The following is a 25,100-nucleotide window of genomic DNA, read 5'->3' as shown; positions in this document are numbered from 1 at the left end:
TCAATCATTGCTCCAAAGCGATGGATTCCGAGCCAAGATGCGAGTGCTCGCTGCGCACACAGTTCGACGTGACATGCCTGGAATTGAAGCGCGCGAACCCACGAGTGCGATTTCCTGGAACTACCTTCTAATGGCTGCAAGTTCGTTGACCGGCGTGCAGACCGAGCCAGCTCAAGACGCGGCGCTTCGAATCGCGCAGGCCTGTCTTGGCGAGACGAACACAACGATCCCGCAGCGCGAGGCGGCTGGACTGCTCCTCGAACGCCTGGGGAATCTTCCGGCACTCCGACTTGCCAATCAAAGAGAGTTGCTGAGTCACGATGACCGGTGGCGGTCCGTCCCTCTCGATCTCGCTCTCGATGCATGGCACCGCCAACAGGAACTTGTCATCGAACTGCCCGGCGATAAGTCAATCAATGCGAACCCGTTCCAGCGCGAGTTCTGGGACCTAGTTAATGAGCACCAGTGGGTGAGTATCTCGGCACCGACCTCGGCCGGGAAGACACGAATCGTCACTGAGTGGATCAAGACATTGTTCGCACGGAAAACTGAGTTGAGAGCCGCCTATATCGCGCCGACGCGAGCCCTGGTACAGGAAGTCTCGACCGAGCTGGCCGCTGAGCTTGGGCAAGCAGTCAAGGTCCACACGTTGCCCTGGGACGCTGATATTGGCCAATCGGCTAGGGAGATGTACGTTGTCACTCAGGAGCGAATGCACCTGCTGCAGCAGCGCACCACGTTCGCGCCATCGTTTCTCTTTATCGACGAGGCACAGAACGTGGGTGACCGAAGCCGGGGCATCCTGTTGAGTTCGGTGCTCGATGAAGCCGTCTACCGCTCACCCAAGGCACAGGTCGTCTTTGCCAGTCCACTTACGTCAAACCCAGAGGTCCTGCTGTCTGGCGCTCCGTTGGACTCTGCGGCGACCTCCCTACTGTCCGAGACCGTGACTGTCAACCAGAATCTCCTCTTTGTCGAACAGGTGAAGTATAAACCCTCGCGATTCACGATCGACCTTAATATTGCTGGAACCATCGCAAAGGTCGGTGAGTTCAGCATCGGGGCGCGTCGGGCTGCGCCTGGACAGCGGCTCGCTTTCATTGCCTCTGCGCTGGGCGGAGATAGCGGGAACATCATCTACGCCAATGGCCCGGCGACTGCGGAACAGCATGCAAACCAGCTTTGGGACATGCTCGGCCCAGCGGCAGACGTCGAGAACGAAGTGATCACTAACGCAGCTGAATTCATTCGTGCGAGCGTTCATGACCGGTACGCCCTTGCGAAGGTCATTGGGCGTGGTATCGGGTATCACTATGGCGACATCCCTCTCCCAGTGAAGACGCTCGTTGAGGACCTATTCCGTCAGGGGCATCTGAAGTACCTCGTCTGCACTTCCACTCTCCTCGAGGGTGTCAACCTGCCCTGTAGGAACATCTTCATGAGGGGACCCCGAAAGGGGCGCGGCAACCCCATGACGGCAGCGGACTTCTGGAACCTTGGGGGCCGGGCTGGCCGGTGGGGCACGGAGTTCCAGGGAAACATCGTCTGCATTGACGTGAACGACAAGACTCAATGGCCGACGCCTCCGGGACCGCGTGCGCGGGGAGCAATCCGAAAGTCAGCTGAACTCGCACTCGACCAGCCGGTGAACCTCCTCCGGTACATCGAGTCCGGCGCACCGCCGGCTAGTAAGGAAGTACCAGAAGATCTCGAGGCAGCGTTCAGCTTCGTCGCGGGTCGCCGCTCAGAGGAGCGTAGTCTGGCGTCGATCCATGGCTTGGCTCTTGACGTGGCGCAGACCCGACCCGTCGAGGAACTGGTCGACCGGGTGATGACGGAGGTTCAAGTTCCTACCGATGCGATTCGCCGCCATCAGGGAATCAGTCCTATCTCAATGCAGCGTCTCTTGGATGCGCTCCGGCAGCGTGAGAACACTCAAGGTCTCGCGTTAGTACCACCAGAAGACGACGAAGCTCCTGCTGTCTACAAAGAGGCGCTCGACTGGGTTGCCGCCTACCTCGGCGGCCCCTTCGAAAACGACAAACGGCGGTTCGCCTTGTCGCGAACAATTGTCAACTGGATGAACGGGCTGCCGCTCTCGCGACTGATCGACTATCGTTTGCGATGGAAGCGGAACCAGGGGCAGCAGGTCGACACGGCCGCGACGATCCGCGAAGTCATGTCCGACGTGGAGAAGATCGCTCGCTTCCATGCACCTAAGTTCCTCGCGTGTTTTAACGACCTGGTCTCGGTACACCTTCGAGAGATGGGTCTCAGCACCGACGAGCAGCCGGACATCACGATGATGCTGGAACTCGGCGTGCCTCGGCTGACCGATATGGGACTCATCAACGCGGGCCTCTCGCGGGCATCGGCAATGGCTGTCTCGCCCTACATCTCCAACCCTGATCTCAGCAGTTCCGATTGCTTGGCATGGCTCCGCGAACGCGAAGTCGAGACGCTGGGAATCCCGGCATTCGCTGTGCGCGAGATCATGGAGCTCCTTGAGTCGGAGCGCCCGATCATCGGGGAGGTCTAGCGCCTCGCGGCGTCGGCTGCTCACAGCGCGAGCGCGAGATGTCCTAGCAGGAGCCGAATTGGCGCCCGATCCCCAGTATTGCCGGAGCCGCGGTGGACGTCCGCGTCACTAAGGGAGCGGAAGTGACGCATCCTGGCGACGTGTCGCTGGCCTCCAGATCGGACGCGCGCGTTCCGAGCCAGCCAGGCTCGCAAAGACGAACGGTCTTCGGGCAGACGCCGCCTGTGACGCGAGATTTCCCGTGAGAAGTGAACTGCCAAGCGCTAGAGGTCCCGTCGGACCCGTCGGTCGAATAGAGCGCGCCTGGGACCTCGGAGGGGCAGGGACCCGCGACTCGCTGGCTGAGCCATGACCCACGCCTGGCGCGAGTGAAGGGGAGCTGTCCGCCGAGGCAGCTCAGGCGTCCGTCGCGCCGACGATCGTGCTGCGAGGCTTTGATCTGGCGGCCCGGCGAACTCACGAACTCATCCGCCCGAGTACATCGGCAAGCCTCGCTGTCAGCGCTCGGTCACGTTCGGCTGTCGCGTGCTGGTAGCGCAGCGCCGTCGATACGTCCGTGTGCCCACCCCGGTGCAGCAGCTCGGCCAAGGTGGCGCCCTGCTGCGCGTAGATCGTCAGTCCGGTGTGCCGCAGGTTGTGGAAGCGAAAGCCTGGACGCACCTTGTCCCGTGCGGCACGCCACGCGTTGTCGAGCGCTGTCTGTGACACTCGCTGCTGCCGAGTGTTCGCGAGCACCGAACTCTCAGGGCCGGTGCCGGCGTAGGTGTCCAGGTGCTCGCGCAAGTCGGCGAGCAGAAACGCCGGGATCGCGATGCTCCGCGCCGAATCGGCCTTCGGCGGGGTCAGACGCCCGGCCTTGACGTTGAACTGGCGGCGGACGTGTAGCGTGGCGCGTGCGGGGTCGTCGAGGTGCTCGAGGTCGCGGCGCTGTAACCCGAGGACTTCCCCGATCCGCAGTGCGCACCATGCGGCCAACGGCACGGCGATGCGCAGCCGCTCGGGCATCGCGACCGCGATCCTCTCGACCTCGGCGGGGGTCGCGACCTCCTCGCCTGTTGGATCCTCGGGACGCACGCGCAAATGCTTGGGTGCCTCGGGGAAGGTGAACGTGCTCAGCCCACCAGCCTTGCGCTTTACGGCGGCGTTCAGGCACGACCGAAGCACGATCGCGACGTTCGGAGCGATGCCGTTCACCGTGGCGCCCGGGTGTCGCTTCGACGGCTGCGACCGCAACTCCACCAGCAGTTCGCTGACGTTCTCGGCGGTGAGGTCCACGAGCCGGGTGTCGCCGAGCACTGGGAGCACGTGGTTCGCGAGCACGGACCGGTAGGAGACAACGGTCGCACCCGAGCGCTTCGGATTCGCTTCGAGCTCGGTGAGCCACTGCTCCGACCACGCCGCGAACGTGAGGGACTCCCGCTCGATCTGCTCTGCCTCGGCCCTGCGCTCGGCCTTGCGGACCGATGGCGGCGTGAAAATGCCGCGTACCTCCTCGCCACGTGCGATCGCAAGCGCGGCCTTCGCGTCGCCTAGGGTGTCGTACACCCCGAGAGAGGTCAGTGTGCCGTCCACGCTGGCGCGCACCCGGTACCGCCCACCACGGTGGGCGTAGATTCCTCGAGGGAGCTTGCCCAGAGCCACAGACCTTCCCGGTTCGTTGTGACTGCCTCTCCCCTTGCGGGCGTGGAAGCAGTGTGGAAATTTTCCTGCCACAACAAGCCTACTCGTGCCCACTCCTGCAACAGGAGTGGATGCGCCGAGAGTTGCACCATTGCAACGAAAACGCCGGATCCACAAGGGATCCGGCGCATCGTAGGTGGAGGTGGCGGGAATCGAACCCGCGTCCGACAGTGCGGAACCAGGACTTCTCCGAGTGCAGTCTGCTAGTAGATTTTCTCGGCCCCAGCGATCACGCAGACAAGTCGCTGACGGGCCCAGTCACTTAGATGTCCCCGTAGCCCCAGTGACCAAGGCTACGAGCAGTGGCTCTCTAGATGACGCCAGGAACCAGGTCGAGAGCAACCCTGGGCTGACGGACCTCTACAGCTCGCTCAGGCGGCGAGTGCGAAGTCGGTGCGCTTGGAATCGGCACCTATTGGTTTGCAAGGAGCGTTTACGAGATAACCCTGCATCCTCGACTCGCTTCTCCTGGTACGACAACCATCGTCGAAACCGATCACCCCCATGTTGAGTTATCAAGCACCGGACCCGATGAAGCGTGAACCCGACCGGACCAGTCTACCCGGCCCAACGCCGTCGGGCCCTCATCTATTTCCGTGGCCCGCATCGGCGAGCGCGGCGTCCACCAGCGGCTTGACCTCGGTACCTAGCAGTTCGATGGCCCGCATGGCCTCCCGCTGCGGCACGCCGGTGAGGTCCATCTGGAACACCTGGCGGTCGTGCCCGAGCACCTCGTGCAGCGCGACGATCCGCTCCGCGACCGACTCCGGCGCTCCGACGAAGTACGCCCCGCCGTGGCTCGCCGTGGCTTCGTACGTGATCCGGTTGGGGATCGGGAAGCCCCGCTCGGCGGCGATCATCCGCATGGTCTGCAGGTAGTACGGGTAGAAGAAGTCGCGGGCACCCGCATCGGTCTCGCCGACGAATCCCATCACCGCCACCTCCACGCGTGGCGCGGCGCCATGCCCGGTGTCGGTGAACGTGTCGCGGTACAGGTCCGCGAGCGGCGCGAAGTCCGCCGGACGACCGCCGATGATCGCGTAGGTGACCGGCAGCCCCAGCTCCCCTGCCCGCGCCGAGGACTCCGGGTTGCCCCCGGTGGCGATGCCGATCCGCAGGTGCTCCCCCAGGCCGGGTTTGTCGACCGGCCGGGGCAGCACCACCGCGTCGGTCAGCGGCGGGCGGAACCTCCCCGACCAGGTGATCGGGTGCTGGGAGTCGAGCTCGAGCAGGAGCCGGACCTTCTCCTCGAACAGGTCGTCGTAGTCCTCCAGAGCGGCCCCGTAGAGCGGGTAGGACTCGACGTAGGAGCCTCGGCCGGCGAGCAGCTCGACCCTCCCGCCGGAGAACTGGTCCATCGTCGTGAACTGCTGGAAGACCCGCACGGGGTCCTCGGTGCTGAGTACCGTGACGGCACTGCCGACCCGGATCGTCGACGTCTGTGCGAGCGCGGCGGCGATCACGGTGCCCGGCGCGGACACCGCGTACTCGGGCCGGTGATGCTCGCCGATGCCGGCGTAGGCCAGACCCGCCTGCTCGGCGAGGCGGACCCGCTCGAGCAGGTCCCGGATGCGTTGCCCTGGCGCCGTGCGTTCGCCGGTGTGCGGGTCCGGCATGGTGTCACCGAAGCTGTAGAAGCCCAGTTCCAGGCCACCGATGCCCGACGGCGGTGGTGCCGCCGGGCGCGTCGTCACGGCTTCCGCTTGGGGCCGCCGTCGAGCAGCAGGGCGAGGCCGATCGCGAGGAGGAACACATCCTTGGCGAGCGCGACGCCCTGCGGGGTCGGGCGGACCCCGTCGGCCTCGGTCATGCCGGGCGTCTTCAGGTACATCGTGACGAGGCCGGTCGCGAACGCGGTCAGGCCGAGGCCGACGAGCCGGCTCGGCAGGAACGGTACGAGCAGAGCGGTCCCGAGGGCGATCTCCCCCGCCGCGAGGTACTTGCCGAACTGCACCGCATCGAGCTCACCCAGCTGCGGGATGGCGTTGGTCGCCATGGACTGAAGCCCCTTCGCCGACTCGGCGTCCAGGTCGAGTTTGCCGACGCCCGAGTTGAGCAAGAACGCGCCGGAGGCGAGGCGAAGGGGAAGACGACGGAGGGCGAATGCCACGGGAGGACTCCTGAAGGTGATCGACCGAGACCGAGGCGAGGTCCGCCGTCGGCCGCTTCCAGGTTAGACGCCGTGGCTCACCAGCCGCCACCGCCACCGCCACCGATCCCGCCACCGGAGAAGCCGCCGCCGGCGGAGAACCCGGAGCCGCCGCTCGAGGCGGGCGTGGCCGCGATCGCGGTGGTCGCGATGTCACTGAACGAGTTGATGCTGCTCGCGAACCCGGACGCCCAGATCGCGGTCCCGACGCCGTGGTACGGGCTGATGTACCAGGTCGGCTCGGGCACCGGGGCGCCCTGCGCGGCGAGCTGGTTGAACAGGTCCGCCCACCGCTCGGCGACCCCGAACGCGATCGCGTACGGCAGGTACCGGGAGAAGAGGTCCTCGCCCTCCTCGAACCGGATCTGGTCGGCCTCCGCCTTCTCCAGGTACTGCTTGAACCCGAGCGCCTGTGCCAGCACGGCGGTCCCGGCGGCGGTCCTGGCGGGTGCGGCACCACTGAGTGCCATCGTCAGGATGCCGATCAGGATCAGCGGCACCCCGAGCACCGCCAACCCGGCGAGCAGGCCGAGCCCGACCGTGGCGATCACCCCGACCACCAGGGCGACGATCCCCAGGCCCACCCACCGCAGCCGGACCCCCTGCGGGGACTCGGCGAACCAGCCGCGGGCCACGACCTCGGCGTACAGCGCCTGCTGGGCGCTCGACATCACCTCGTGGAAGGTGGTGCTGAGCGCGGTCAGAGTCGTCTCCTGAGCGGAGCTGTGCGGGAAGAAGCCGCGCAGCAGCGTCACCTCGAAGTCGGCCAGGTCGGACCAGTCCCGGTCCATGGTGCGGATCAGGCGCCAGTCCCGCTTCTCCTTGCCCTCGGCCGGGAGCTCCTCGATGGTGAGATAGCCGCGCACGGCGAGGTCGATGATCGTGGCCGTCACGTCATGTGGATCGGCGATCTCGTCGGTCAGCGTACCGATCTCACCCGGCCGCACGCCCGCCGGTGGCGTGAACTGGACCGCGATCGGGCGCTTACGGCGCGGCCCGGTGTCGCCGGCGTCGATGGACGTCGGGGCCAGGCCGGGCGTGAGCCCGAGGTACTCGCGGTCGCGCCCGCGCCGGCGCGCCCGCACTCCGATCAGCCCCAGGCCGCCGACCGTCGCCACCACTGCGATGATCCCGGCCGGGCCGTCCACGCCGAGGGAGTTCGAGAACGTGCGCCGCGGCGCGAGGATCGGCTCCACTCCCCCGAACGAGCCCTCCGGGTAGGCCAGGATGACGCTCATCCCCTCCCCGGGCTCGAGCCGGCCCTGCGAGAAGGTGGCGGATCCGCCGTCGACGTCGAACGAGTCGCAGCGTGTCCGCGAGCCGACGTCGCCGACCCGGCAGTCGGCCTCCACGACCGGCGCCACGGCCATGACGGCCACCGAGATGTCCTCGAGCGGGATCTCCCAGGCGGAGCCGATCACGTTCCAGTAGATCTCGTCCTCGCCGGCCGCACCGACGCCGGAGTTCGGGATGCCCGCGACCGTGTACGAGACCACATAGTCCTGGACGCCGGAGACGTCGTCGATCCGCTCGTCGCCGATCCGGATGGCCAGGCCGTTGTCCTCCTCGTCGGTCTGCACGTCGGCCGGTGCTCCTGACGGGCTCATCGCCTGCACGTCGGTGATCGCCAGGACCCGGTAGTGGTCCGGGTCGTCGGCGATCTCCTGCCGGGTGACGAGCGTCAGGTAGGGGCCGTGCCCAGGGCTGTCGGCGAAGTCGAACGAGAAGTCGAGCAGCACATCGACGGTCCCGTCCGGGTTCGCCGTGGCGGTGACGTCGTAGCGGGTGATGGCCCGGTCGCCCTGATCATCGTCGGCTCGGGTCGGCCCCGCTCCCGCGGCCAGGGCGGCGACCGCGAGCACGAGGGTGAGCATGAGGCCGAACAGGAGGCCGACGGCGGACCGGACGTGGCGAGCGATCATGGAGTTGGCCTGCATGCTCGCCATCGTAACGAGGCGCCTGCGGCGTCGAGGCGGCTCACGACGGGCAGGACTGCCCGGCCGCCCGTCTCCTCAGAGCGTGCCGCTGGCGAGCGCGTCGTCCTGCCCGACGAGTCCGATCTCCACCGCCACGATGGCCTCGGTCGGCAGGTCCGTGGCGGCGCTCAGCCCACTGGCACCCCCGCCGGAACTGGTCCAGGTCGCGGCGACGGTCCGGGCACCGTCGGCGTCGACGAGGGTGAGCGTGTACACGGCGTCACCGGGCGGCGCGTACGGGCCGGACGGATAGCTGCAGTCCCAACCGAGGCTGGTGCCCCAGGGCCTTGGCGTCAACTGCACGTCCGCGCTGACCCCGCTGGCGTCCACCTGGGTCAGCTCGAGCTCGATGGCGTCTGCGGGTGGGGCGGTGTCCCGTTGGGCGAGGGCGAGGCCGCCCACTCCGCCGAGGAGGACCAGCGCAACGGCGGCGGCGACCGCGAAGAGCCTCCGACGTAGCGGCGGCCGGGTCCTCGGACGGAGCGCGATCACCGGAGCGGCGCCATCGGCGGGTTCGCCGGCGGGCCGGATGCGCGCGTCCTCGGCACTCGGGCGAGCGAGCCGGCCCGGCATCTGGGCGAGCAGGGTGCGGGCATCCTCGGCGCTCACCTGGGCGAGCAGGCCGGGCATCCCGGCCAGGTCCGTGACCGCGCCGCGGCATGCGGGGCAGCCGGCCAGATGCTCCTCGTACTCCCGGCGCTCGGTCGGGCTCAGGGAGCCGAGCACGTAGGCACCGTCCCAGTCGGCGTAGCGGTCGGTACTCATGGGGTGACCCCTTTCTCCTGCAGCGCCAGCCGCAGCGCTCGCATCGCGTAGTGCATGCGGGACTTCACGGTGCCCTCCGGCACCTCGAGCTCGATGGCCAGCTCGGCCACGGATCGGCCCCCGAAGTACGCCCCGACGACGACGGCCCGGTGGTCCGGGCTGAGCCCCAGCAACGCCTCGGTGATCAGCCACGAGTCCAGGACGGCCATGGTCTCGTCGCCACCACCGCGCTCGGGCAGGTGCTCGGTCGTCCGCTCCCTGGTGCTGCGCGCACTGCGCCGGTCGTCGATGACGAGGTTGCGGGCCACGGTGAACAGCCATGCCCGGCGCGGCCCCTCGGCGCGCTCCATGACCTCCGGGTGGTGCCAGGCGCGCACCAGGGTCTCCTGGACCACGTCCTGGGCGAACGCTTCGTCAGCGGTCAGCGAGACGACGTAGCGATGCAACGCCGAGGCATGCGCCTCGTGCAACGCGCGCAGGTTCGCGTCCGCCTCGCCGGTCATGACGTGGCCGGCTCCCAGAGCAGGGAGAACTCGATCTCGCCGTCGGGATCGACCACCACGAAGCCGAGGTCCGGCGCGGCCACGCCGAAGTCGGAGAACGTGACCGGGATCGCCCCGACCACCTGGATCGCGCCGGCGGAGTCGGCGGCGGCACTGGCATCGAACTCGACCGGGAGCGTCACGCCGTGCACCGTCAGGTCACCGGAGAGCGCGACGTCAGTTCCGCCGTCGGGCAGCTCGGCCGGCGCGGTGAGCGTGAACGTGGCGGTCGGGAACGTGCCGACCTCCATGGCGGTGCCCCGGAAGTAGGCGTCGCGGGGCGGCTGGTCGGTCGCGATGCTCTCGACGTCCACGATGACCTCGGCGGCCGTCACGGCTCCGTCGGCGATCGTGAGCGTGCCCTCGACGGTCTCGGTGCGGCCGACCACGTTCGCGTCGTTGCCCTGGAGCACCTCATGGACCCGGTATCCGGCGTACGAACCGGCCGCCAGGGTCCACTGGCCGTCCAGTGCGGTCGGATCGAGCGACGATTCGCTGCCGCTGGTCAGTTCCGGGGGCGCGGCCGCGGACCGGTTGGCCAGGTCGGCGTACAGGCGTGGTCCGAACACCACACCACCGACCACCAACATCCCAGCAACCACGATGACTCCGATCGTCCGTGCCCGCATGACCCGTGTCCCTCCATGATCGACCCGATCACCCGGCGGTTGCGAGCGATCCTCACCCCATAGACGAGCCAGCTCCCGGATCGGTTCAGACGATCGGTGAACCTGTGGCGGCCCAGTTCCGTTATCCGGGTGAAGCGCCGGCCGGGAGCGGCAACCTGCCGCCACCCGCACCGGCCCGACGAAGGAGTGCGAATCATGCGCCGAACCCACCGCATCCTCATCAGCGCGCTGGCCGCGGGTGCGCTGAGCACCGCCCTTGTGGCCTGTTCCTCGCCGGAGGGGGACGACGACCCGGAAGCCCCGGACTCTGAGACCACCGAGGAGGCCACGACCGAACCCGCCGAGGAGGAGACCGATGCCGGGGCGATGGGCGCCGTCGACCTGGCCACTGCCGAGACCTCGCTCGGCGAGGTCATCGTGGACGGCGCCGGTATGACGGCCTACTACTTCAGCAACGACGTGCCCGACTCGGGCGCGAGCGCGTGTGAGGGCGAGTGCCTGGTCAACTGGCCGCCGATCACGACCGAGTCGGAGACGCCGACCGTCGAGGGGGTGACGGCCGAGGTGGGCACGATCACCGCGGCCGACGGCTCGCTCCAGGTCACCGTCGACGGCAGGCCGATCTACCTCTTCGTCGGTGACGCCGCACCCGGGGACGTGAACGGCCAGGCCGTGCAGGACGTGTGGTGGGTGATCGCACCGGACGGCACCGAGATCGGTAACTGACCGGCAGGGCTCAGCGGGCCCGGCGCAGACTCATGGCCCGCTGAGCCTCGCGCGTGTCCTGCTGCTCGCGAAGGGTCTGGCGCTTGTCCCACTCCTGCTTGCCTCGGGCGAGTGCGATCTCGACCTTCGCGCGGCCGCCGAGGAAGTACAGCTCGAGCGGAACGATCGTGTGCCCCTTCTCCCGCGTCTTCGAGGACAGCTTCTCGATCTCGGCGCGGTGCAGCAGCAGCTTGCGCTTGCGGCGGGGGGTGTGGTTCGTCCAGGTGCCCTCGACGTACTCGGGGATGTGCACGCCCTCGAGCCACGCCTCGCCGCCGTCGATGTGTACCCAGCCGTCCACCAGGGAGGCCCGGCCGGACCGCAGGGATTTCACCTCGGTGCCGGTCAGGGACATGCCCGCCTCGTAGGTGGCATCGATGTGGTAGTCGTGCCGGGCCTTCTTGTTCCTTGCGACCACGACCTTGGCGGTCTTGGGGTCGTTCGCGGCCGAGGCCTTCTTCTTCGCGCCCTTGGCTGCGTTACTCATGATGTTGCGATCTCCTTCGGATGCCACCGATCACCGGTGGACACCGTCAGGGTAGATCACCGTGGGCCGAGACTTCGAGGCGATTAGAAGTAGTTCATCGGGTCCACGGTGGATCCGTTGCGCCAGATCTCGAAGTGCACGTGGCAGCCGGTGACGTTGCCGGTGGCGCCGGTGTAGCCGATCACCTGACCCTGACCGACCTGCTGGCCGACGTAGGTGTTGAACCGGGACATGTGGTTGTACACGGTGACCCAGGAGTTCCCGTTGATGACTCCGTGGTCGATCATCACCTGGTTGCCGTGGGTGCCGTTGCCGGCGGCGCCACGCACAGCGATCACCCGGCCGCTCGCTGAGGCCATCTGGGCCTCGCCACAGCTCGATCGCAGGTCGACCCCGTTGTGCATGAACCAGCCGCCGGTGATCGGGTACACGCGGTACCCGTACGAGGAGGTGACATGCAGCGAACGGGAGATCGGCGGGATGAAGGTCGAGCCCGGCGGGGGTGCGGCCGCGCCACCGCCGCCGCCGCCACCGCCGCCTCCCCCGCTGCCGCTGTTCTGCTGCGCGGCGAGGGCTGCCTGCTGGCGGGCCCGTTCGGCCGCCTGCTCGGCGGCGAGGGCATTGATCTCGGTGGCGATCTGCTGGTTCTCGGCCTCGAGTTCTGCCTGGCGGTCCGCCTGCTCGGCCTTGAGGGTCTCGAGCGAGGCCGCCTGGGCCTCCTGATCGGCCTTCAACCGGGCGATCTCGGCGACCAGGTCGGCGGCGGTCTGGCGGGCCACCTCGGCGGCCGCGACGGCGGCGTCGGCCTCGACCTTGAGCTCGCTGATGCGGACCTGGACGGCGTCGAGACGCACCTGCCGGTTCCGGTTGATCGCGGTCAGGTTCTCCAGGTCGGTGAGCGTCTGGTTCTGCGTCCGCAGGGCCGAGTTCATGACCGAGTACTGGCTCGCGAAGTCCTCGGTGCTGGTCGCGTCGAGGACCACCGCGAGCGCGCTGACCGACCCGTTGCCACGGTAGGCGGACCGAGCCACCTCTCCCATGGCGCCCTCGGTCTCGAGGATCTCCGCCTCGCCGTCGGCGATCTCGGCGATCAGGTCCGCCTGTTGACCCTCCGCGATCTCGAGGCGCGACTGCACCGAGTCACGGTGCCGTTCCGCGGCGGCCAGTTCCGAGTTCGCAGTGACCAGTTCCGCCTCCGCGATCGGCAGCCGGTAGTTCGTGTCCGCGAGGGCGAGGTAGGTGGCCGCGAGCTCGGCGTCGGTGCCCTCCAGGGCCGAGGCGAGCTGTTCCCGTTCGGCAGCGTTCTGGTCCTGCTGGTCCTGCAGGTCGTCCATCTCGTCGGCGGCCGCAGGGCCGGTGATGACCACGAAGCCGACGAGGACCGTCAGTGCCGCGGACATCGCGACGCGCCACGCGGAGCGGGCAGGGCGACGCACACGGTGGTTGGGGCTGGCGGAGCTCAGCATGGGACCTCAGACCTTCGTGTATCGACTCAGGGTAACGAGTGAACTGATGGCCGCGAGCGCAATCCCGATCCCGATCAGGATCGGGGCGATCAGCCAGACGTCTGACGTCGAGACGAAGTTGACCCACTGGACGGTGCCGGCCAGCCAGTCCTCGACGATGTACCGGACCCCCAGCCACAGGCCGCCGATGGCGAGCAGCGCACCGAGCAGGGCCGCGATCGCGCCCTCCAGCATGAACGGGAGCTGGATGAACAGGTTGGATGCGCCGACCAGCCGCATGATGGAGGTCTCCCGTTGACGGCTCATCGCGGACAACCGGATCGTGGTCGTGATCAACAGGATCGCCGTGACGATCATGAGGGCGGCCAGTCCCGCCGCCATCACGGTGGTGCGGTTCAGGATCAGGAACAGCGGCTCGAGGATGCTCCGCTGGTCGACGACCTCCTCGACGCCATCACGCCCGGCCACCTCGTCGGCGACCACCTGGTACAGCTCGGGATCCACCAGTTTCACGCGGAGCGAGATCTGCATCTGGTCCACGGTGATCCGCTGGGCCCAGTCCTGGTCCCCGAACTGGTCCTGGAACGCGACGAACGCCTCCTCCTGGGTCTCGACGTAGACCTCCTCGACGTAGTCGCTGAGCGCCTCCGAAGCCAGAACCCCCTGGATCTCCTCCACCTGCTGCTCGGTGACCTCACCGCCCGCGCAGGTCGGCGCGAAGGAGTCCCCCGGACACAGGAAGATCGAGACCTCGACCTTGTCGTACCAGTCGTCCTTCATGTTCGCGACCTGCATCTGCAGCAGGATCGCGGCCCCCACGAAGGTCAGAGAGATGAAGGTCACGAGCACCACGGAGGTGGCCATCGCCATGTTGCGTCGCAGACCGTTCCCGATCTGCGAGAGCACGAAACGTACGCGCATCAGCCGGCCCTACCGTTCCGCGCCGTAGACGCCGCGCGCCTGGTCGCGGACCATCTGCCCGTCCACGAGCTCGACCACCCGCTTGCGCATCTGGTCGACGATCTCGTCGTCGTGGGTGGCCATCACGATGGTGGTGCCGGTCCGGTTGATGCGGTCGAGCAGGCGCATGATCCCCACGGAGGTGGTCGGGTCGAGGTTCCCGGTCGGCTCGTCGGCCAGCAGGATCGCGGGCCGGTTCACGAACGCCCGGGCGATCGCCACCCGCTGCTGCTCACCACCGGAGAGCTCGTGCGGGAGCCGCTTCTCCTTGCCGCCGAGGCCGACCATCTCGAGAGTCTCGGGCACGGTGGTCATCACATGGTGGCGCGGCTTGCCGATCACCTGCAGGGCGATCGCGACGTTGTCGAACACCGACTTGTTGTTGAGCAGCCGGAAGTCCTGGAACACGGTGCCGATCTGGCGGCGCAGGTGCGGCACCTTCCACTGGGAGATCCTGGACAGGTCCCGGCCAGCCACGAAGACGGCACCGGAGGTGGGCCGCTCCTCGCGCAGGACGAGCCGCAGGAAGGTCGATTTGCCGGATCCGGAAGCGCCGACGAGGAAGACGAACTCGCCGCGCTCGACCTCCATGGAAATCCGGTCCAGGGCAGGGCGGGCCCCACGCGCGTAGACCTTGGAAACTTTCTCTAACCGAATCACGTATTGACCATCGGCCAGTCTCGGGGAAGGGTAAGGGCAAATCCTGGCCACTCGCACCATAAACAGCGGACCTTGTCCTCCCGCCGTGACACGCCGGGGCCGCCGGAAGGCATCGTGGTGGTCCCGATCACGGTCCGCCCCTGTTTCGACCCTCGATCAGCTGCCACCGGAGATGGTCGTAGGGTGGATCCGACCGGGATGGGCACGGTCGAAGGGATGCGCCGGTCCGGCGGGGTCAGGCCTCGAGCTCGGTCTGCTTGCGCCACCGGATGCCGGCGTTGATGAACCCATCGATGTCGCCGTCGAACACCGCGCTGGGGTTTCCGGACTCGTACTCGGTCCGCAGGTCCTTGACCATCTGGTAGGGCTGGAGGACGTAGGAGCGCATCTGGTCGCCCCAGGACGCCTTCACGTCGCCCGCGAGCGCCTTCTTCGCGGCGCTCTCCTCCGCCTGACGCTGCAGCAGCAACCGGGACTGGAGCACCCGCAGGGCGGCGGCGCGGTTCTGGATCTGCGACTTCTCGTTCTGCATGGACACGACGATGCCGGTGGGGATGTGGGTCATCCGCACGGCCGAGTCGGTCGTGTTCACGCTCTGACCACCGGGGCCCGAGGAGCGGAACACGTCCACCTTGATCTCGCTCTCGGGGATCTCGACGTGGTCGGTCTGCTCGATGAGCGGGATCACCTCGACGGCGGCGAAGGACGTCTGCCGGCGGCCCTGGTTGTCGAAGGGTGAGATCCGGACGAGCCGGTGGGTGCCCGCCTCGACGGACAGCGTGCCGAACGCGTACGGCGCCTTGATCTCGAACGTGGCGGACTTCAGGCCCGCCTCCTCCGCGTAGGAGGTGTCGAGCACGGCCGCCGGGTAGCCCTTCTGCTCGGCCCAGCGCAGGTACATCCGCATCAGCATCTCGGCGAAGTCGGCGGCGTCCACGCCACCGGCACCGGCGCGGACGGTGATCACGGCCTCACGCTGGTCATACTCGCCGGAGAGCAGCGTGCGGATCTCCAGGTCGCTGAGCGCGTCGTGGATCTTCGTCAGCTCCGCTTCGGCCTCGGCGAGGGTGTCGGCGTCGTCCTCCTCCTCGGCGAGCTCGACGAGGGCACCGAGGTCCTCGATGCGCTCCCCCAGCTTGTCGAGACGCTCCAGCTCGGTCTGGGCGTGGGACAACTGGCTCGTCACCTGCTGGGCGGCGTCCGGGTCGTCCCACAGATCCGGTGCTGCGGCCTCCTCCGAAAGTTGCGCGATCCGCGCCCGCAGTCCCTCGGGATCGGACACAGCCTTGATCGAGTCGAGGATCTTGGTCAGACCCTGGATCTCCGTCGGGAAGTCGGTAGCCACAATCCGCAAGGTTACGCGATGTCCACCGAGCCCTCGCCGGAGTCCGCTGGAGCCGGCCCGAGCAGTTGCTGGTACCGGTCCCGGCCCGGGCGAAGCCAGGGCCACCGACCGTCATGGTCGGCCCAGACGAGTTGCAGCGCGGGAACCACCCGCCGGTCCGGACCCCCGTAGATCTCCTGCGCCCAGATCAGGCGGCGAGGTCTCCAGACCTCGATCAACCGGTAGGGATGCGGCCGGCCCGCACCGATGACCTCACCGGCCGCGAGCCTGCGCCCGTCCCGGATCTCGGCGCCGAGATCGTTCAGGAGCTGGGTGGCGTCGCGGACGGCGAGTCCGCTGAGCACGAGTTCCGGGTGCCCGTGGTAGCGGGTCAACCCGATCGTGTACGCCATCGGCGGGCTCGCCGGGCCGGCTCCGACGGTGCAGATGGCCCACCCGTGCTCCTTGATCAGTCCCACCCAGTGCGCCCGGATCTCTGCGTCCGTCATCCCTTGGCACTTCAGGCACATGTCGCCTCCTCGGCTCGCTCTCCCCGCACCGTAGAAGTCGATCGGGCGCCTGCCGATGCGCGGCCCGAGCCCTGTGGACGACTGTGCAACCCGAGCCGGGTGTGGACGCCCGGACCCGGATCCAGGGCAGGCCGACGGCCCTCGCCGATGGCATGCTTGGCGGCGAACGCAACCTGCCCGACACGGGAGACTCAGCATGATCTTCGGATTCGGCAAGAAGAAGGCAGCGGCAGCACCCAGCCTGGACCTGCGTCGCGATGGGGTCACCTTCGCCGACGTCACCACCGAGGACCAGGTCGACGCCGCCGTGGCCGCGGGCCGACTGGAGTGGTTCTGGCTCACGGCGCCTCAGTTCGGCGGCCCGGAGCTGCCGATGAACCGGCTCGCCGGCCCTCCGGGCGTCGCCGCTGCGAGGGACTGGATCGACGACCAGATCAGCCTCGCCCTGCAACGCGGCGAGAAGGTCAGCGGCGGCGGCGACATGACCTACGACGACGGCGGCAGCCGAGTGCCGCGGGTCGTCACCTACGACTTCGGTGCCGTCGGGAGATTCGTCCTCAACTTCTGGTGACGCAGGGACTCGGCGGCCCGGCCCGCGCGACCTACGCTGCGGACATGCAGACCTTCGACGGCCACGACGGAACCCGGCTCGCCTACCATCGCGCCGGTGCGGGCGAACCGCTGATCTGCCTGCCCGGTGGCCCGATGCAGGCCTCGGCCTACCTCGGCGACCTGGGCGGGCTGTCCGGCCATCGCGCGCTGGTGCTGTTGGACCTGCGCGGCACTGGAGACTCCGAGGTGCCGCGCCAGGGCGCCACGTACCGGTGCGACCGGCAGGTCGCGGACGTCGAGGCACTGCGCGTGGATCTGGCGCTGGACCGGATCGACCTGCTCGCACACTCGGCCGGTGCGAGCCTGGCCCTGTTGTACGCCGCCCGGTATCCGGAGCGGGTCGGACACCTCGTCCTGGTCAACCCCAGCCCGCGTGCGCTCGCCGTCGACGTCAGCGACGCCGACCGGCGCGAACTGGCCGAACTGCGTCGAGCGGAGCCCTGGTTCCCCGCGGCGTGGGCGGCCTTCGAGAGGATCTGGTCCGGTGAGCCCACGGCCGCCGACTGGTCGGCGATCACTCCGTTCACCTACGGCCGCTGGGACCACGTCACCCAGGCGCATGCGGCGCTCGCCGGCCGGCAGCGCAATGATGAGGCTGCCGCGATCTACTACGGCGCCGGTGCGATCGACCCGGTCACGCTCCGGTCCGACCTCGCGGCGGCGCCGTTCCCCACGCTGGTCCTGGCCGGTGAGTACGACGTCGCCCTGCCGCCACGCCGCGCCGCCGACATCGCCACGGCGTTCCCCGACGCCGAGTTGGTCGTGCAACGACGCGCCGGTCACTTCCCGTGGCTCGACGACCCGGACCTGTTCGTCCAGCGTGTCGTGGGGCATCTCTCCTGAGCCCTCCAGCACCTCGCCGTGGCTGCACGACCGCCACCGTGAACGCGAGACGCATCGCGTCGGGTCCCGGCGTAGGCTGACCGCTCGTGCCCCGCCTGCTCGCCGACACCGCCCCGCTGCGGGTCCCGGCGTTCCGGCGGCTGTGGTGGGGGCTGGGCATCTCCAACCTCGGCACCCAGCTCACCGCGGTCGCCGTCGGACTCGAGGTGTACTCCCTGACCGGATCCACCCTCGCCGTCGGCATCCTCGGCATCTGCGCGCTCGTGCCGCTCGTGGTGCTCGGCCTGTACGGCGGGGCGCTCGTGGACCACTTCGACCGCCGCAAGGTGGCGCTGCTCGCCTCCACGGCACTGTTGGTGGTGACGGCCCTGCTGGCCGCGCAGGCCTGGGCCGGCGTGGACAGCGTCGGGGTGCTGTACGCGCTGGTGGCGATGCAGTCCGCGGCGAGCGCCGTGAACAACCCGGCCCGGTCCGCGATCATCCCGCGGCTCGTGCCGCCCACGCAGCTCGCGGCGGCGAACGCGCTCCAGACCCTGGCCTGGAACGTCGCCCTGACCGGCGGCCCGCTCCTCGGCGCCGCACTCGTCGCGTGGCACGGTTACGAGGTCGCCTACACCCTGGACATGGTCCTGTTCGTGGCGTCGCTGTACGCGCTCTGGCGCCTGCCCGACCTACCACCGGAGACGCCCGACGGCGCAGCGCCCGTCGGGCGCAGGGGCGTCGGTCTGTCGTCGGTGCTGGACGGTCTGCGCTACCTCGGCACCCGACCCAACCTGCGCATGACGTTCCTGCTCGACCTGAGCGCCATGGTGCTGGCCATGCCCCGGGTGCTGTTCCCCGCCGTCGGGGTGTTGTGGATCGGCGGCGGCGAGGCGACCACCGGCGCCCTGACCGCCGCGATCGCGGTCGGCGCCGTGCTGGCGAGCGCCCTGTCCGGCGGCCTGTCCTCCGTGCGTGCCCAGGGCAAGGTGATCGTCGGTGCGATCTCGGCGTTCGCCGTCGCCGTCATCGGGTTCGGGGTGGTGTTGCTGCTGGCCGGTGAGACCGATCCGGACACCGTGGTGGTGTGGGCTCTGGTCGCGGCGATCGTGGTGCTCGCGGTGGCGGGCGCGGCGGACTCGGTCTCCTCGATCTTCCGGCAGACGATCCTGCAGGCCGCCACGCCGGACGCGATGCGCGGCCGGTTGCAGGGCGTGTTCGTGGTGGTCGTGGCCGGCGGGCCACGCCTGGGCGACGTCGTGGTCGGCGCGCAGGCGTCCTGGTTCGGCGAGGGCGCCGCCGCCGTCATCGGCGGGTGCCTGTGCCTGCTCGTCGTGGCGGCGCTGGCCGTGACGCAGCGCCGGTTCCTCGCCTACGACGGTGCGAACCCGACGGCGTAGCCTCGACGCCATGACGCGCGACGCCGCCACCACGGACTGGACCGCCTACTACGAGCGCGGACAGGGTCGCACGGCACGCGACCTGGTGCGTCACGGCGCCGAGGCACGGTCCACACCGGGGCGTGCGGTGGACCTGGGCTGCGGCGACGGCGCCGAGACCGCCTGGCTGATCGGCAACGGGTGGCAGGTCACGGCCATCGACCGGACCCCGGAGGCGATGCCCCTGGTCCACCGGAACGCCACGGCCGCGCTCGGGCGCGAGCCCGGTCCCCGGCTCACCACCGTGGTGGCGGATCTGGCTGACGCCCCGATCCCGACGGCGGACCTGATCCTGGCCAGCGCCAGCATCCCGTTCGTCCCGGAGCATGCGTTCGGGGGGATGTGGCGGCGGATCAGGGCCGCCCTGGCGGAGGGCGGCGTGCTGGCCGTCAACCTGTTCGGGGTCAACGACTCGTGGGCCCATCCCGAGACCGGGATCGCGAACATGACATTCCACGACCGGCCCGGAGCGCAGGCCCTGTTCGACGGGCTCGAGCTGGTCGAACTCACCGAGGTCGAGTACGACGGGCCGTCCGGAGCCGGCCCGAAGCACTGGCACCGCTTCGACGTGATCGCCCGCGGCTGAGCTGACCGCCGTGACAGAGCGGAAGTGGCTGCCGATTCAGCACTGTCGCCGACCGGTCTGGTTCAGGTGCCAGCCGGCTGGTAGGCCTCGTACCGCCGCAGCCAGGCGGCGCGCACCTGCGGGGAGTGGGCGTCCTGGACGCAGAACTCGTTCCCCTCCGGGTCGGCCATCACGACCCAGGGCCGGTCCTCGCCCTGGCCGACGTCCACCCTCCTCGCGCCCAGCCCCTCCAGCCGGGCTACCTCGGCGTCACGGTCGCCGGGTCGCAGGTCCAGGTGCAGCCGGTTCTTGCTCGCCTTGGGTTCGGGGACCTTGATGAACAGCAGATCAGCGACCACGCAGTCCTCCCGACTCCCCTCCGGCGGCTCGACGACCCACTCGGGGTCGGTGTCCTGGCTGATCACCCAGTCGAGGGCCTCGGCCCAGAACCGCGCCAGCGGGCCGGGGTCGTGACAGTCGACGACAAGTGCACCGATGCGCAGTCCCATGGGTGGCACGTTAGGCGCGGCGGGCGTGGATGGTCGAGGAGTTTTCGGGTGGCGACCGGTGCGCCGGCGGTGACCTCAGCGAAGCGCCGAGCTCAGCACCGCGCGCTCCTCGCGCAGCCACGCGTGGGTGGCGAGGATCGTCTCCCCCACCCCCTCGTCCCACATCCTGGCCCAGCCCCCGCCCTTGGTCCGGGCGGCGTGCTCCATGGCGAGGTAGGACCGGGCGAACCTGCGGTCGAGAACCTCGATCAGCTCGAGCCGCTCGGAGCGGTCCAGCCCGTAGGCCTCGGCGAAGATCCGGATCCGGCGGCCGGTGTCGACGTCGGCGAGCGCCGGGTCGCGCCGCTCGGGCGGCCGCACCGGAGCCCAGTACAGCAGCGTGGTGGCGACGTCGAGGAGGCGGGTGGAGGGCCCGGCCATGTCGAAGTCGATCAGCGCCACCGGCCGGCCTTGAGAGAAGATGACGTTCTCGACCGTGACGTCGTTGTGCCCGATCACGTCCGGAGCATCGAAGACGCGCGGGACGCCGTCGAACTCGATGCGCTCGGGCCAGCTCACGCCGTCGGGCAGTGGCACGTCGACCGAGACGTCATGGAGACGGCGCTGCAGGACGGCCAGCTCGACCAGGACGTCCTCGGTCACCGCCCAGCGGTGCACGGGCCGCCCGCCCATCTCACCGTCGACGAAGGTGACCACCTCGCGACCGGCCGCGTCGATGCCGAGGAACCGGGGCGCCCCGTCGAAACCGGCCGCCTCCAGATGCGCCAGATAGGCCTCGACGGCGGGGCTGTGGGCCCCGCGGGGTCGGCGCACGGTGGCACCCTTGCGGACCAGCCCGTCGCTGACGTCGCCACCGAGCAACGGCACCTCGCTCTGCCCGGCGGCACCGAAGTCCGTCGAGCTCAACGGCGCCGGCGACGCTCGAGCACCTTGGCGTACCCGGCGATGCCCTGGCGCACCGCCTTGAGCAGGCGGGTGTCGGACGTCGGGGTCACCAGGGTCGCCAGCGAGAGCGGCAGTTCGGATCCGACCACGGCCCTCAGGTGCGAGAACGTGTCGAACCCGGCCTTGCCGTGGTAGGCACCCATCCCGGAGCGGCCCACGCCCCCGAACGGGATACCCGGCAGGGACTGGGAGACCGCGAAGTCGTTGCGGGAGACGCTGCCCGAGCGGGTCCGCGCGACGAACGCGGCGAACTCCGGGTCGTGCGGGCCGTACCAGGTCGCCACGAGTGGCGCCGGCTTCTCGGCGAGGAGGTCGATGACGTCGTCGACGTCGTCGTAGGTGTGCACGGCGAGCACCGGGCCGAAGACCTCCTCGTGGGCGATCTCCATCTCGTCGGTGACCCCGAGGATCACCGTGGGCGGCAGGATCCGAGCAGCGCGCAACGCCTCCTCGCCGTCGTCGTCGGAGCGCATCGACCCGATCACCTGCGCGCCCTTGGCGGCGGCGTCCTCGATGAGGTTGACCACGCGGTCGTAGGCGGCGTCGTTGATGAGGGTGGTGACCTCGTTCTCCTCGAACATGTCCGGGACCACCCGGCCCCAGGCGTTGAAGACCTCCTGGACGAAGGAGCGGGTGGCCAGCTCCGGCACGTACACGTCGTCCGGGGACACGCAGGTCTGGCCGGCGTTGGCGATCCGGGACAGGGCCACCCGTTCCGCGGCGCGGCGCATGGCGGAACGATCGGCCGCGGTCTTCTCGCTGATCACCACGGGGTTCTTGCCACCGAGCTCGAGCGTGACCGGGGTCAGGTTCTTCGCGGCGGCGGCCATGATCGCCGAGCCGGTGCGCGCGGACCCGGTGAAGAACAGGTGATCCAAGTCGAGCGAGGCGAACTCGCCCGAGACGGTCACGTCGCCGGTGAGCACGGCCAGTTCCTCGACGTCGAACGCGTCATGCATGGCGTTCGCGAACACCTCGGAGGTGTTCGGGATGAGCTCGGACATCTTCATCATCACCCGGTTGCCCGCCGCGAGCGCGGACAGCGCCGGGATCGCGGTGAGGTTGATCGGGTAGTTCCAGATCCCCATCACACCGACCACGCCGAGCGGTGACGGCTGCACCTGCGTGCGCAACCCGGCCAGCCGGCCCGCCGCTCCCCCGACCCGGCCCCAGGGATGGCGTGGGCGCATCCACGCGCCGACCCTGGCCCGGGTGAGTTCGGCCTCGATGGCCAGGGTGGTCACGTCCGAGACGAGTGTGGTGACCTCCGGGCGGTGACCGAAGTCCGCCGAGATCGAGGCCACCAGATCATCGGAGTGGGAGACGACGGCGTGCACGAACCGGTCGATCCGGTCCCGCCGCAGCGCGGCGGAGGGCGGCCCGTCGCGGTGGAAGGCGGAGCGCTGCAGTTGCAGCACCTCCGACATCGGGGTAGAGGTGGTGGTCGCGCTCATTGCTCCACTGTGCCCCTTTCGGGCGCGATTCGCTAGCGAGCGCGGCCGGACGGCCCTCGACACACGTCCCGACTGGAACGTTCACAACTTCTGCTAGGGTCGGGAACGCCGAAGTTGACGGATCAACTTCAGGCATTGCTGGTTCGGAACCGACCGGAGCTGACCGCCCGTTCGCCACGGCAATGCCTCCCTGCGTCGCCCCTGCCGGCGCGCAATCGACCCGCGCCCATCCGCCGGCGCGTCGAAGTCCGACCGAACGAACGACCGAACGGATGTGATTCTCCGCACCAGTGACCCGTGTGCGCCCACGGGCGCCCCGGCCCGAGACCTCTCGGCCGGTGGCCGCGCACCCGAGTTCGCGCGAGTTCACATCCTGTGCTGCCACGCGCCATCGCCCGTTCGATGAATCCCTACTGACGAAGGAGGTGACGCGTGAACGTCCCTGAAGAGGTGCAGTTCGGCGTCCTGACAGTTGTCGTGATCCTGGTGTTGTTCTACGGCATCACGTTCGTGATCTCGACCCGGATCGGCAAGAAGGAGGAGAACGCCGACGGCTACATGACGGCGGGCAACAACATCGGGTTCGGCATCTCGGCCGCCAGCATGACCGCGACCTGGATCTGGGCGTCCTCGATGTACGCGTCCGCGACGTCCGGCTACACCTACGGGATCTCGGGCCCGATCCACTACGGCCTGTGGGGCGCCCTGATGATCCTGTTCATCTACCCCTTCGGTCGCCGGATCCGCGCGGTGGCCCCGAAGGCCCACACCCTCGCCGAGGTGATGTACGCCCGGCACGGCCGCTCCAGCCAGGTGATGCTGGCCGGCTCGAACGTGGTCGGTTCGGTGATCAGCCTCATGTCGAACTTCATCGCCGGTGGCGCGCTGATCAGCCTGCTGTCCCCGTTCTCGTTCTTCCAGGGCGTGATCGCCGTGGCCGGCGGGGTGCTGCTGTACACCCTCTGGTCCGGCTTCCGGGCGTCGGTGCTGACCGACTTCGTGCAGGTGGTTGCGATGCTGGGCGCGGTGGTCATCATCGTGCCGGCCATCTTCTTCGCGGCCGACTTCCCCGCGGCGTTCGAGACCGGCGCGGCCAACCTGACACCGCAGCAGGGCAACTTCTTCTCCAGCGACGCGTTCCTGAACCAGGGCGCCCCGTACATCGCGGCGGTGCTCGCCTACGCGATCGGTAACCAGACCATCGCCCAGCGGTTGTTCGCGGTCCGTGAGGACCTGATCAAGAAGACGTTCGTCACCGCCACCTTCGGCTACGGCGCCATGGTGATCGGCGTCGGGATGCTCGGTGTCCTGGCCCTGTACCTCGGCATCGAGCCCGCCGGCGGGGACGTCAACAACCTGGTGCCGCAGATGGCGGCGACCTACCTGACGCCGGCGCTGCTGGTGCTGTTCTTCGTGATGATCATCGGGGCGCTCTCCTCGACGGCCGACTCCGACCTGGCCGCCCTCTCCTCGATCGTGATGACGGACGGCTACGGCCAGACGGTCGGCAAGGAGAACGCGAACCCGAAGACGATGCTGCTGATCGGCCGGATCACGATGATCGTGGCGACGGCCGCGGCCGTCGCCTTCGCGAGCCTGCAGCTGAGCATCCTGGACCTGCTCGTGTTCGTCGGCGCTCTTTGGGGCGCGCTCGTGTTCCCCGTGATCGCCAGCTTCTACTGGGACCGCGTCACCAACAAGGCGTTCACCATCTCGGTGGTCGCCGCGCTGGCCGTGTTCCTTCCGGTCCGGTTCTCGCTGGTGCCGCTCGACGGCGCAGTCGGCATCGTCGTGGACGTGCTGGCCGTGATCGGCGTGGGCGTGGTGATCGGGCTGATGACCTTCGGGTTCTTCGGCGCCCGGGTCGGCCGGATCGCCGGCGCCGTGGCAGCACTCGCCGCGGCACCGTTCGCCATCGGAACGCTGCACGAGTACACGACGCTGACCGCCTCACTGGTCGCATACTCGGTCTCGACGATCGTCTGCACCGCGATCACCATGCGCAACCGGGAACGTTTCGACTTCGCGCTGATCAAACAACGCGTCGGCGACTTCGACGACAGCCCCGACGACGAACCGGTCGCCGCCGGCGCCCGCTGAACCACCCGATCGAGAGGAGAGTCAGATGTCCGTTTCCACCATCGCCCTGACGGCCTACGTCCTGATATGGCCCGTGATCGTCGCCGTGGTCCTTTTCGTCATCGCCCGAGCCTTCGTCAAGGAGTGGCTCGACGCCCGTCGTGAGGGGCGCGACATCATCTGATCGTCGGCAGGACAAGCAT

24 protein-coding genes and 1 other RNA gene are annotated in these 25,100 nt (G+C 68.8%); 8 read left to right on the top strand and 17 right to left on the bottom strand.

Annotation, left to right across the window (positions count from 1 at the left end):
* The first annotated feature begins 73 nt into the window (after positions 1–73).
* Positions 74–2,539, top strand: coding sequence for a DEAD/DEAH box helicase (locus GKS42_RS07045; RefSeq protein WP_168217775.1), 2,466 nt, complete (start codon positions 74–76; stop codon positions 2,537–2,539).
* A 456-nt stretch (positions 2,540–2,995) separates the two neighbouring features.
* Here the strand turns inward: GKS42_RS07045 and GKS42_RS07040 are convergent, their stop codons facing one another.
* The 8 genes from GKS42_RS07040 to GKS42_RS07005 form a co-directional block, all read right to left on the bottom strand.
* The gene (locus GKS42_RS07040) at positions 2,996–4,111 is read right to left on the bottom strand and encodes a tyrosine-type recombinase/integrase (RefSeq protein WP_154793188.1); all 1,116 of its coding nucleotides are present in this window, start codon (positions 4,109–4,111) and stop codon (positions 2,996–2,998) included.
* Positions 4,112–4,353: 242 nt separating this feature from the next.
* Positions 4,354–4,723, bottom strand: a transfer-messenger RNA (tmRNA) gene (gene ssrA / locus GKS42_RS07035).
* Between the two features lie 80 nt (positions 4,724–4,803).
* On the bottom strand, positions 4,804–5,913 hold the full coding sequence (locus GKS42_RS07030; RefSeq protein WP_232847968.1) for an LLM class flavin-dependent oxidoreductase: 1,110 nt from the start codon (positions 5,911–5,913) through the stop codon (positions 4,804–4,806).
* Positions 5,910–6,329: a DoxX family membrane protein gene (locus tag GKS42_RS07025; protein ID WP_154793187.1), complete on the bottom strand. Its 420-nt coding sequence runs from the start codon at positions 6,327–6,329 to the stop codon at positions 5,910–5,912. The genes GKS42_RS07030 and GKS42_RS07025 overlap by 4 nt, the downstream gene beginning before the upstream one ends.
* Before the next feature lie 77 nt (positions 6,330–6,406).
* The gene (locus tag GKS42_RS07020) at positions 6,407–8,305 is read right to left on the bottom strand and encodes a DUF2207 domain-containing protein (protein ID WP_154793186.1); all 1,899 of its coding nucleotides are present in this window, start codon (positions 8,303–8,305) and stop codon (positions 6,407–6,409) included.
* Between the two features lie 75 nt (positions 8,306–8,380).
* Positions 8,381–9,109, bottom strand: a complete 729-nt coding sequence (locus GKS42_RS07015; RefSeq protein WP_154793185.1) for an anti-sigma factor family protein — start codon at positions 9,107–9,109, stop codon at positions 8,381–8,383.
* Positions 9,106–9,612 carry a sigma-70 family RNA polymerase sigma factor gene (locus GKS42_RS07010; protein WP_154793184.1) on the bottom strand — a complete coding sequence of 169 codons (507 nt, stop codon included), beginning with the start codon at positions 9,610–9,612 and terminating at the stop codon, positions 9,106–9,108. Before GKS42_RS07010 ends, GKS42_RS07015 begins: the two co-directional genes overlap by 4 nt.
* Complete coding sequence (locus GKS42_RS07005) at positions 9,609–10,280, bottom strand: YceI family protein (RefSeq protein ID WP_232847967.1); 672 nt, start codon at positions 10,278–10,280, stop codon at positions 9,609–9,611. Before GKS42_RS07005 ends, GKS42_RS07010 begins: the two co-directional genes overlap by 4 nt.
* A 195-nt stretch (positions 10,281–10,475) precedes the next feature.
* Here GKS42_RS07005 and GKS42_RS07000 point away from each other — a divergent pair, with 195 nt between their 5' ends.
* Positions 10,476–11,006 carry a COG4315 family predicted lipoprotein gene (locus GKS42_RS07000; RefSeq protein ID WP_154793183.1) on the top strand — a complete coding sequence of 177 codons (531 nt, stop codon included), beginning with the start codon at positions 10,476–10,478 and terminating at the stop codon, positions 11,004–11,006.
* A 10-nt stretch (positions 11,007–11,016) separates the two neighbouring features.
* On the opposite strand, the gene smpB is transcribed toward GKS42_RS07000, so the two are convergent.
* The 6 genes from smpB to GKS42_RS06970 all read right to left on the bottom strand — a co-directional run bounded on the left by smpB (position 11,017) and on the right by GKS42_RS06970 (position 16,451).
* Positions 11,017–11,532 carry an SsrA-binding protein SmpB gene (smpB, locus tag GKS42_RS06995; protein ID WP_154793182.1) on the bottom strand — a complete coding sequence of 172 codons (516 nt, stop codon included), beginning with the start codon at positions 11,530–11,532 and terminating at the stop codon, positions 11,017–11,019.
* Positions 11,533–11,615: 83 nt separating this feature from the next.
* On the bottom strand, positions 11,616–12,932 hold the full coding sequence (locus tag GKS42_RS06990; RefSeq protein WP_154793181.1) for a murein hydrolase activator EnvC family protein: 1,317 nt from the start codon (positions 12,930–12,932) through the stop codon (positions 11,616–11,618).
* A 72-nt stretch (positions 12,933–13,004) separates the two neighbouring features.
* The gene (gene ftsX, locus GKS42_RS06985) at positions 13,005–13,919 is read right to left on the bottom strand and encodes a permease-like cell division protein FtsX (RefSeq protein WP_154793180.1); all 915 of its coding nucleotides are present in this window, start codon (positions 13,917–13,919) and stop codon (positions 13,005–13,007) included.
* A gap of 9 nt (positions 13,920–13,928) precedes the next feature.
* Positions 13,929–14,618, bottom strand: a complete 690-nt coding sequence (gene ftsE / locus GKS42_RS06980) for a cell division ATP-binding protein FtsE (RefSeq protein ID WP_154793179.1) — start codon at positions 14,616–14,618, stop codon at positions 13,929–13,931.
* A 235-nt stretch (positions 14,619–14,853) separates the two neighbouring features.
* Positions 14,854–15,963: a peptide chain release factor 2 gene (gene prfB / locus GKS42_RS06975; protein ID WP_154793178.1), complete on the bottom strand. Its 1,110-nt coding sequence runs from the start codon at positions 15,961–15,963 to the stop codon at positions 14,854–14,856.
* A gap of 11 nt (positions 15,964–15,974) precedes the next feature.
* Positions 15,975–16,451 carry a DUF4262 domain-containing protein gene (locus GKS42_RS06970; protein WP_168217774.1) on the bottom strand — a complete coding sequence of 159 codons (477 nt, stop codon included), beginning with the start codon at positions 16,449–16,451 and terminating at the stop codon, positions 15,975–15,977.
* Between the two features lie 217 nt (positions 16,452–16,668).
* Here GKS42_RS06970 and GKS42_RS06965 point away from each other — a divergent pair, with 217 nt between their 5' ends.
* The 4 genes from GKS42_RS06965 to GKS42_RS06950 all read left to right on the top strand — a co-directional run bounded on the left by GKS42_RS06965 (position 16,669) and on the right by GKS42_RS06950 (position 19,931).
* Positions 16,669–17,043: a hypothetical protein gene (locus GKS42_RS06965; protein ID WP_154793176.1), complete on the top strand. Its 375-nt coding sequence runs from the start codon at positions 16,669–16,671 to the stop codon at positions 17,041–17,043.
* A gap of 44 nt (positions 17,044–17,087) precedes the next feature.
* On the top strand, positions 17,088–17,927 hold the full coding sequence (locus GKS42_RS06960; RefSeq protein ID WP_154793175.1) for an alpha/beta fold hydrolase: 840 nt from the start codon (positions 17,088–17,090) through the stop codon (positions 17,925–17,927).
* Positions 17,928–18,013: 86 nt separating this feature from the next.
* The gene (locus GKS42_RS06955) at positions 18,014–19,306 is read left to right on the top strand and encodes an MFS transporter (RefSeq protein ID WP_154793174.1); all 1,293 of its coding nucleotides are present in this window, start codon (positions 18,014–18,016) and stop codon (positions 19,304–19,306) included.
* Between the two features lie 10 nt (positions 19,307–19,316).
* Positions 19,317–19,931 (top strand): class I SAM-dependent methyltransferase, encoded by a 615-nt coding sequence (locus tag GKS42_RS06950; protein ID WP_154793173.1) that lies wholly within the window; start codon positions 19,317–19,319, stop codon positions 19,929–19,931.
* 62 nt (positions 19,932–19,993) lie between these two features.
* Here GKS42_RS06950 and GKS42_RS06945 read toward each other — a convergent pair whose 3' ends face one another.
* From GKS42_RS06945 to GKS42_RS06935, 3 genes are all read right to left on the bottom strand, one after another.
* Positions 19,994–20,419 (bottom strand): VOC family protein, encoded by a 426-nt coding sequence (locus tag GKS42_RS06945; RefSeq protein ID WP_154793172.1) that lies wholly within the window; start codon positions 20,417–20,419, stop codon positions 19,994–19,996.
* Positions 20,420–20,494: 75 nt separating this feature from the next.
* A complete protein-coding gene (locus GKS42_RS06940; RefSeq protein ID WP_154793171.1) occupies positions 20,495–21,325 on the bottom strand; it encodes a phosphotransferase in 831 nt (276 codons plus the stop codon).
* Positions 21,322–22,818, bottom strand: a complete 1,497-nt coding sequence (locus tag GKS42_RS06935; protein ID WP_154793170.1) for an aldehyde dehydrogenase family protein — start codon at positions 22,816–22,818, stop codon at positions 21,322–21,324. The genes GKS42_RS06940 and GKS42_RS06935 overlap by 4 nt, the downstream gene beginning before the upstream one ends.
* A 432-nt stretch (positions 22,819–23,250) precedes the next feature.
* Between GKS42_RS06935 and GKS42_RS06930 the strand changes: the two genes are divergently transcribed.
* Together GKS42_RS06930 and GKS42_RS25980 are read left to right on the top strand one after the other, a co-directional pair.
* Positions 23,251–24,918 carry a sodium:solute symporter family protein gene (locus GKS42_RS06930; RefSeq protein WP_154793169.1) on the top strand — a complete coding sequence of 556 codons (1,668 nt, stop codon included), beginning with the start codon at positions 23,251–23,253 and terminating at the stop codon, positions 24,916–24,918.
* Positions 24,919–24,943: 25 nt separating this feature from the next.
* The gene (locus GKS42_RS25980; protein ID WP_163542869.1) at positions 24,944–25,081 is read left to right on the top strand and encodes a putative transporter small subunit; all 138 of its coding nucleotides are present in this window, start codon (positions 24,944–24,946) and stop codon (positions 25,079–25,081) included.
* Positions 25,082–25,100: the final 19 nt, after the last annotated feature.

This window comes from Occultella kanbiaonis (assembly GCF_009708215.1).
GTDB classification, from domain to species: Bacteria; Actinomycetota; Actinomycetes; order Actinomycetales; family Beutenbergiaceae; genus Occultella; species Occultella kanbiaonis.
Note: the sequence above shows the minus strand (reverse complement) of the source record. Positions and strands in the feature narration are given on the sequence as shown.

Excerpts from the sequence above, each read along its gene's own strand:
- GKS42_RS07045 (WP_168217775.1), top strand. The coding sequence starts at position 74 with ATGCCTGGAATTGAAGCGCGCGAACCCACGAGTGCGATTTCCTGGAAC.
- GKS42_RS07020 (WP_154793186.1), bottom strand. The coding sequence starts at position 8,305 with ATGCAGGCCAACTCCATGATCGCTCGCCACGTCCGGTCCGCCGTCGGC.
- GKS42_RS07015 (WP_154793185.1), bottom strand. The coding sequence starts at position 9,109 with ATGAGTACCGACCGCTACGCCGACTGGGACGGTGCCTACGTGCTCGGC.
- GKS42_RS07010 (WP_154793184.1), bottom strand. The coding sequence starts at position 9,612 with ATGACCGGCGAGGCGGACGCGAACCTGCGCGCGTTGCACGAGGCGCAT.
- GKS42_RS07005 (WP_232847967.1), bottom strand. The coding sequence starts at position 10,280 with ATGCGGGCACGGACGATCGGAGTCATCGTGGTTGCTGGGATGTTGGTG.
- GKS42_RS07000 (WP_154793183.1), top strand. The coding sequence starts at position 10,476 with ATGCGCCGAACCCACCGCATCCTCATCAGCGCGCTGGCCGCGGGTGCG.
- smpB (WP_154793182.1), bottom strand. The coding sequence starts at position 11,532 with ATGAGTAACGCAGCCAAGGGCGCGAAGAAGAAGGCCTCGGCCGCGAAC.
- GKS42_RS06990 (WP_154793181.1), bottom strand. The coding sequence starts at position 12,932 with ATGTCCGCGGCACTGACGGTCCTCGTCGGCTTCGTGGTCATCACCGGC.
- ftsX (WP_154793180.1), bottom strand. The coding sequence starts at position 13,919 with ATGCGCGTACGTTTCGTGCTCTCGCAGATCGGGAACGGTCTGCGACGC.
- GKS42_RS06970 (WP_168217774.1), bottom strand. The coding sequence starts at position 16,451 with ATGACGGACGCAGAGATCCGGGCGCACTGGGTGGGACTGATCAAGGAG.
- GKS42_RS06965 (WP_154793176.1), top strand. The coding sequence starts at position 16,669 with ATGATCTTCGGATTCGGCAAGAAGAAGGCAGCGGCAGCACCCAGCCTG.
- GKS42_RS06960 (WP_154793175.1), top strand. The coding sequence starts at position 17,088 with ATGCAGACCTTCGACGGCCACGACGGAACCCGGCTCGCCTACCATCGC.
- GKS42_RS06950 (WP_154793173.1), top strand. The coding sequence starts at position 19,317 with ATGACGCGCGACGCCGCCACCACGGACTGGACCGCCTACTACGAGCGC.
- GKS42_RS06945 (WP_154793172.1), bottom strand. The coding sequence starts at position 20,419 with ATGGGACTGCGCATCGGTGCACTTGTCGTCGACTGTCACGACCCCGGC.
- GKS42_RS06935 (WP_154793170.1), bottom strand. The coding sequence starts at position 22,818 with ATGAGCGCGACCACCACCTCTACCCCGATGTCGGAGGTGCTGCAACTG.
- GKS42_RS25980 (WP_163542869.1), top strand. The coding sequence starts at position 24,944 with ATGTCCGTTTCCACCATCGCCCTGACGGCCTACGTCCTGATATGGCCC.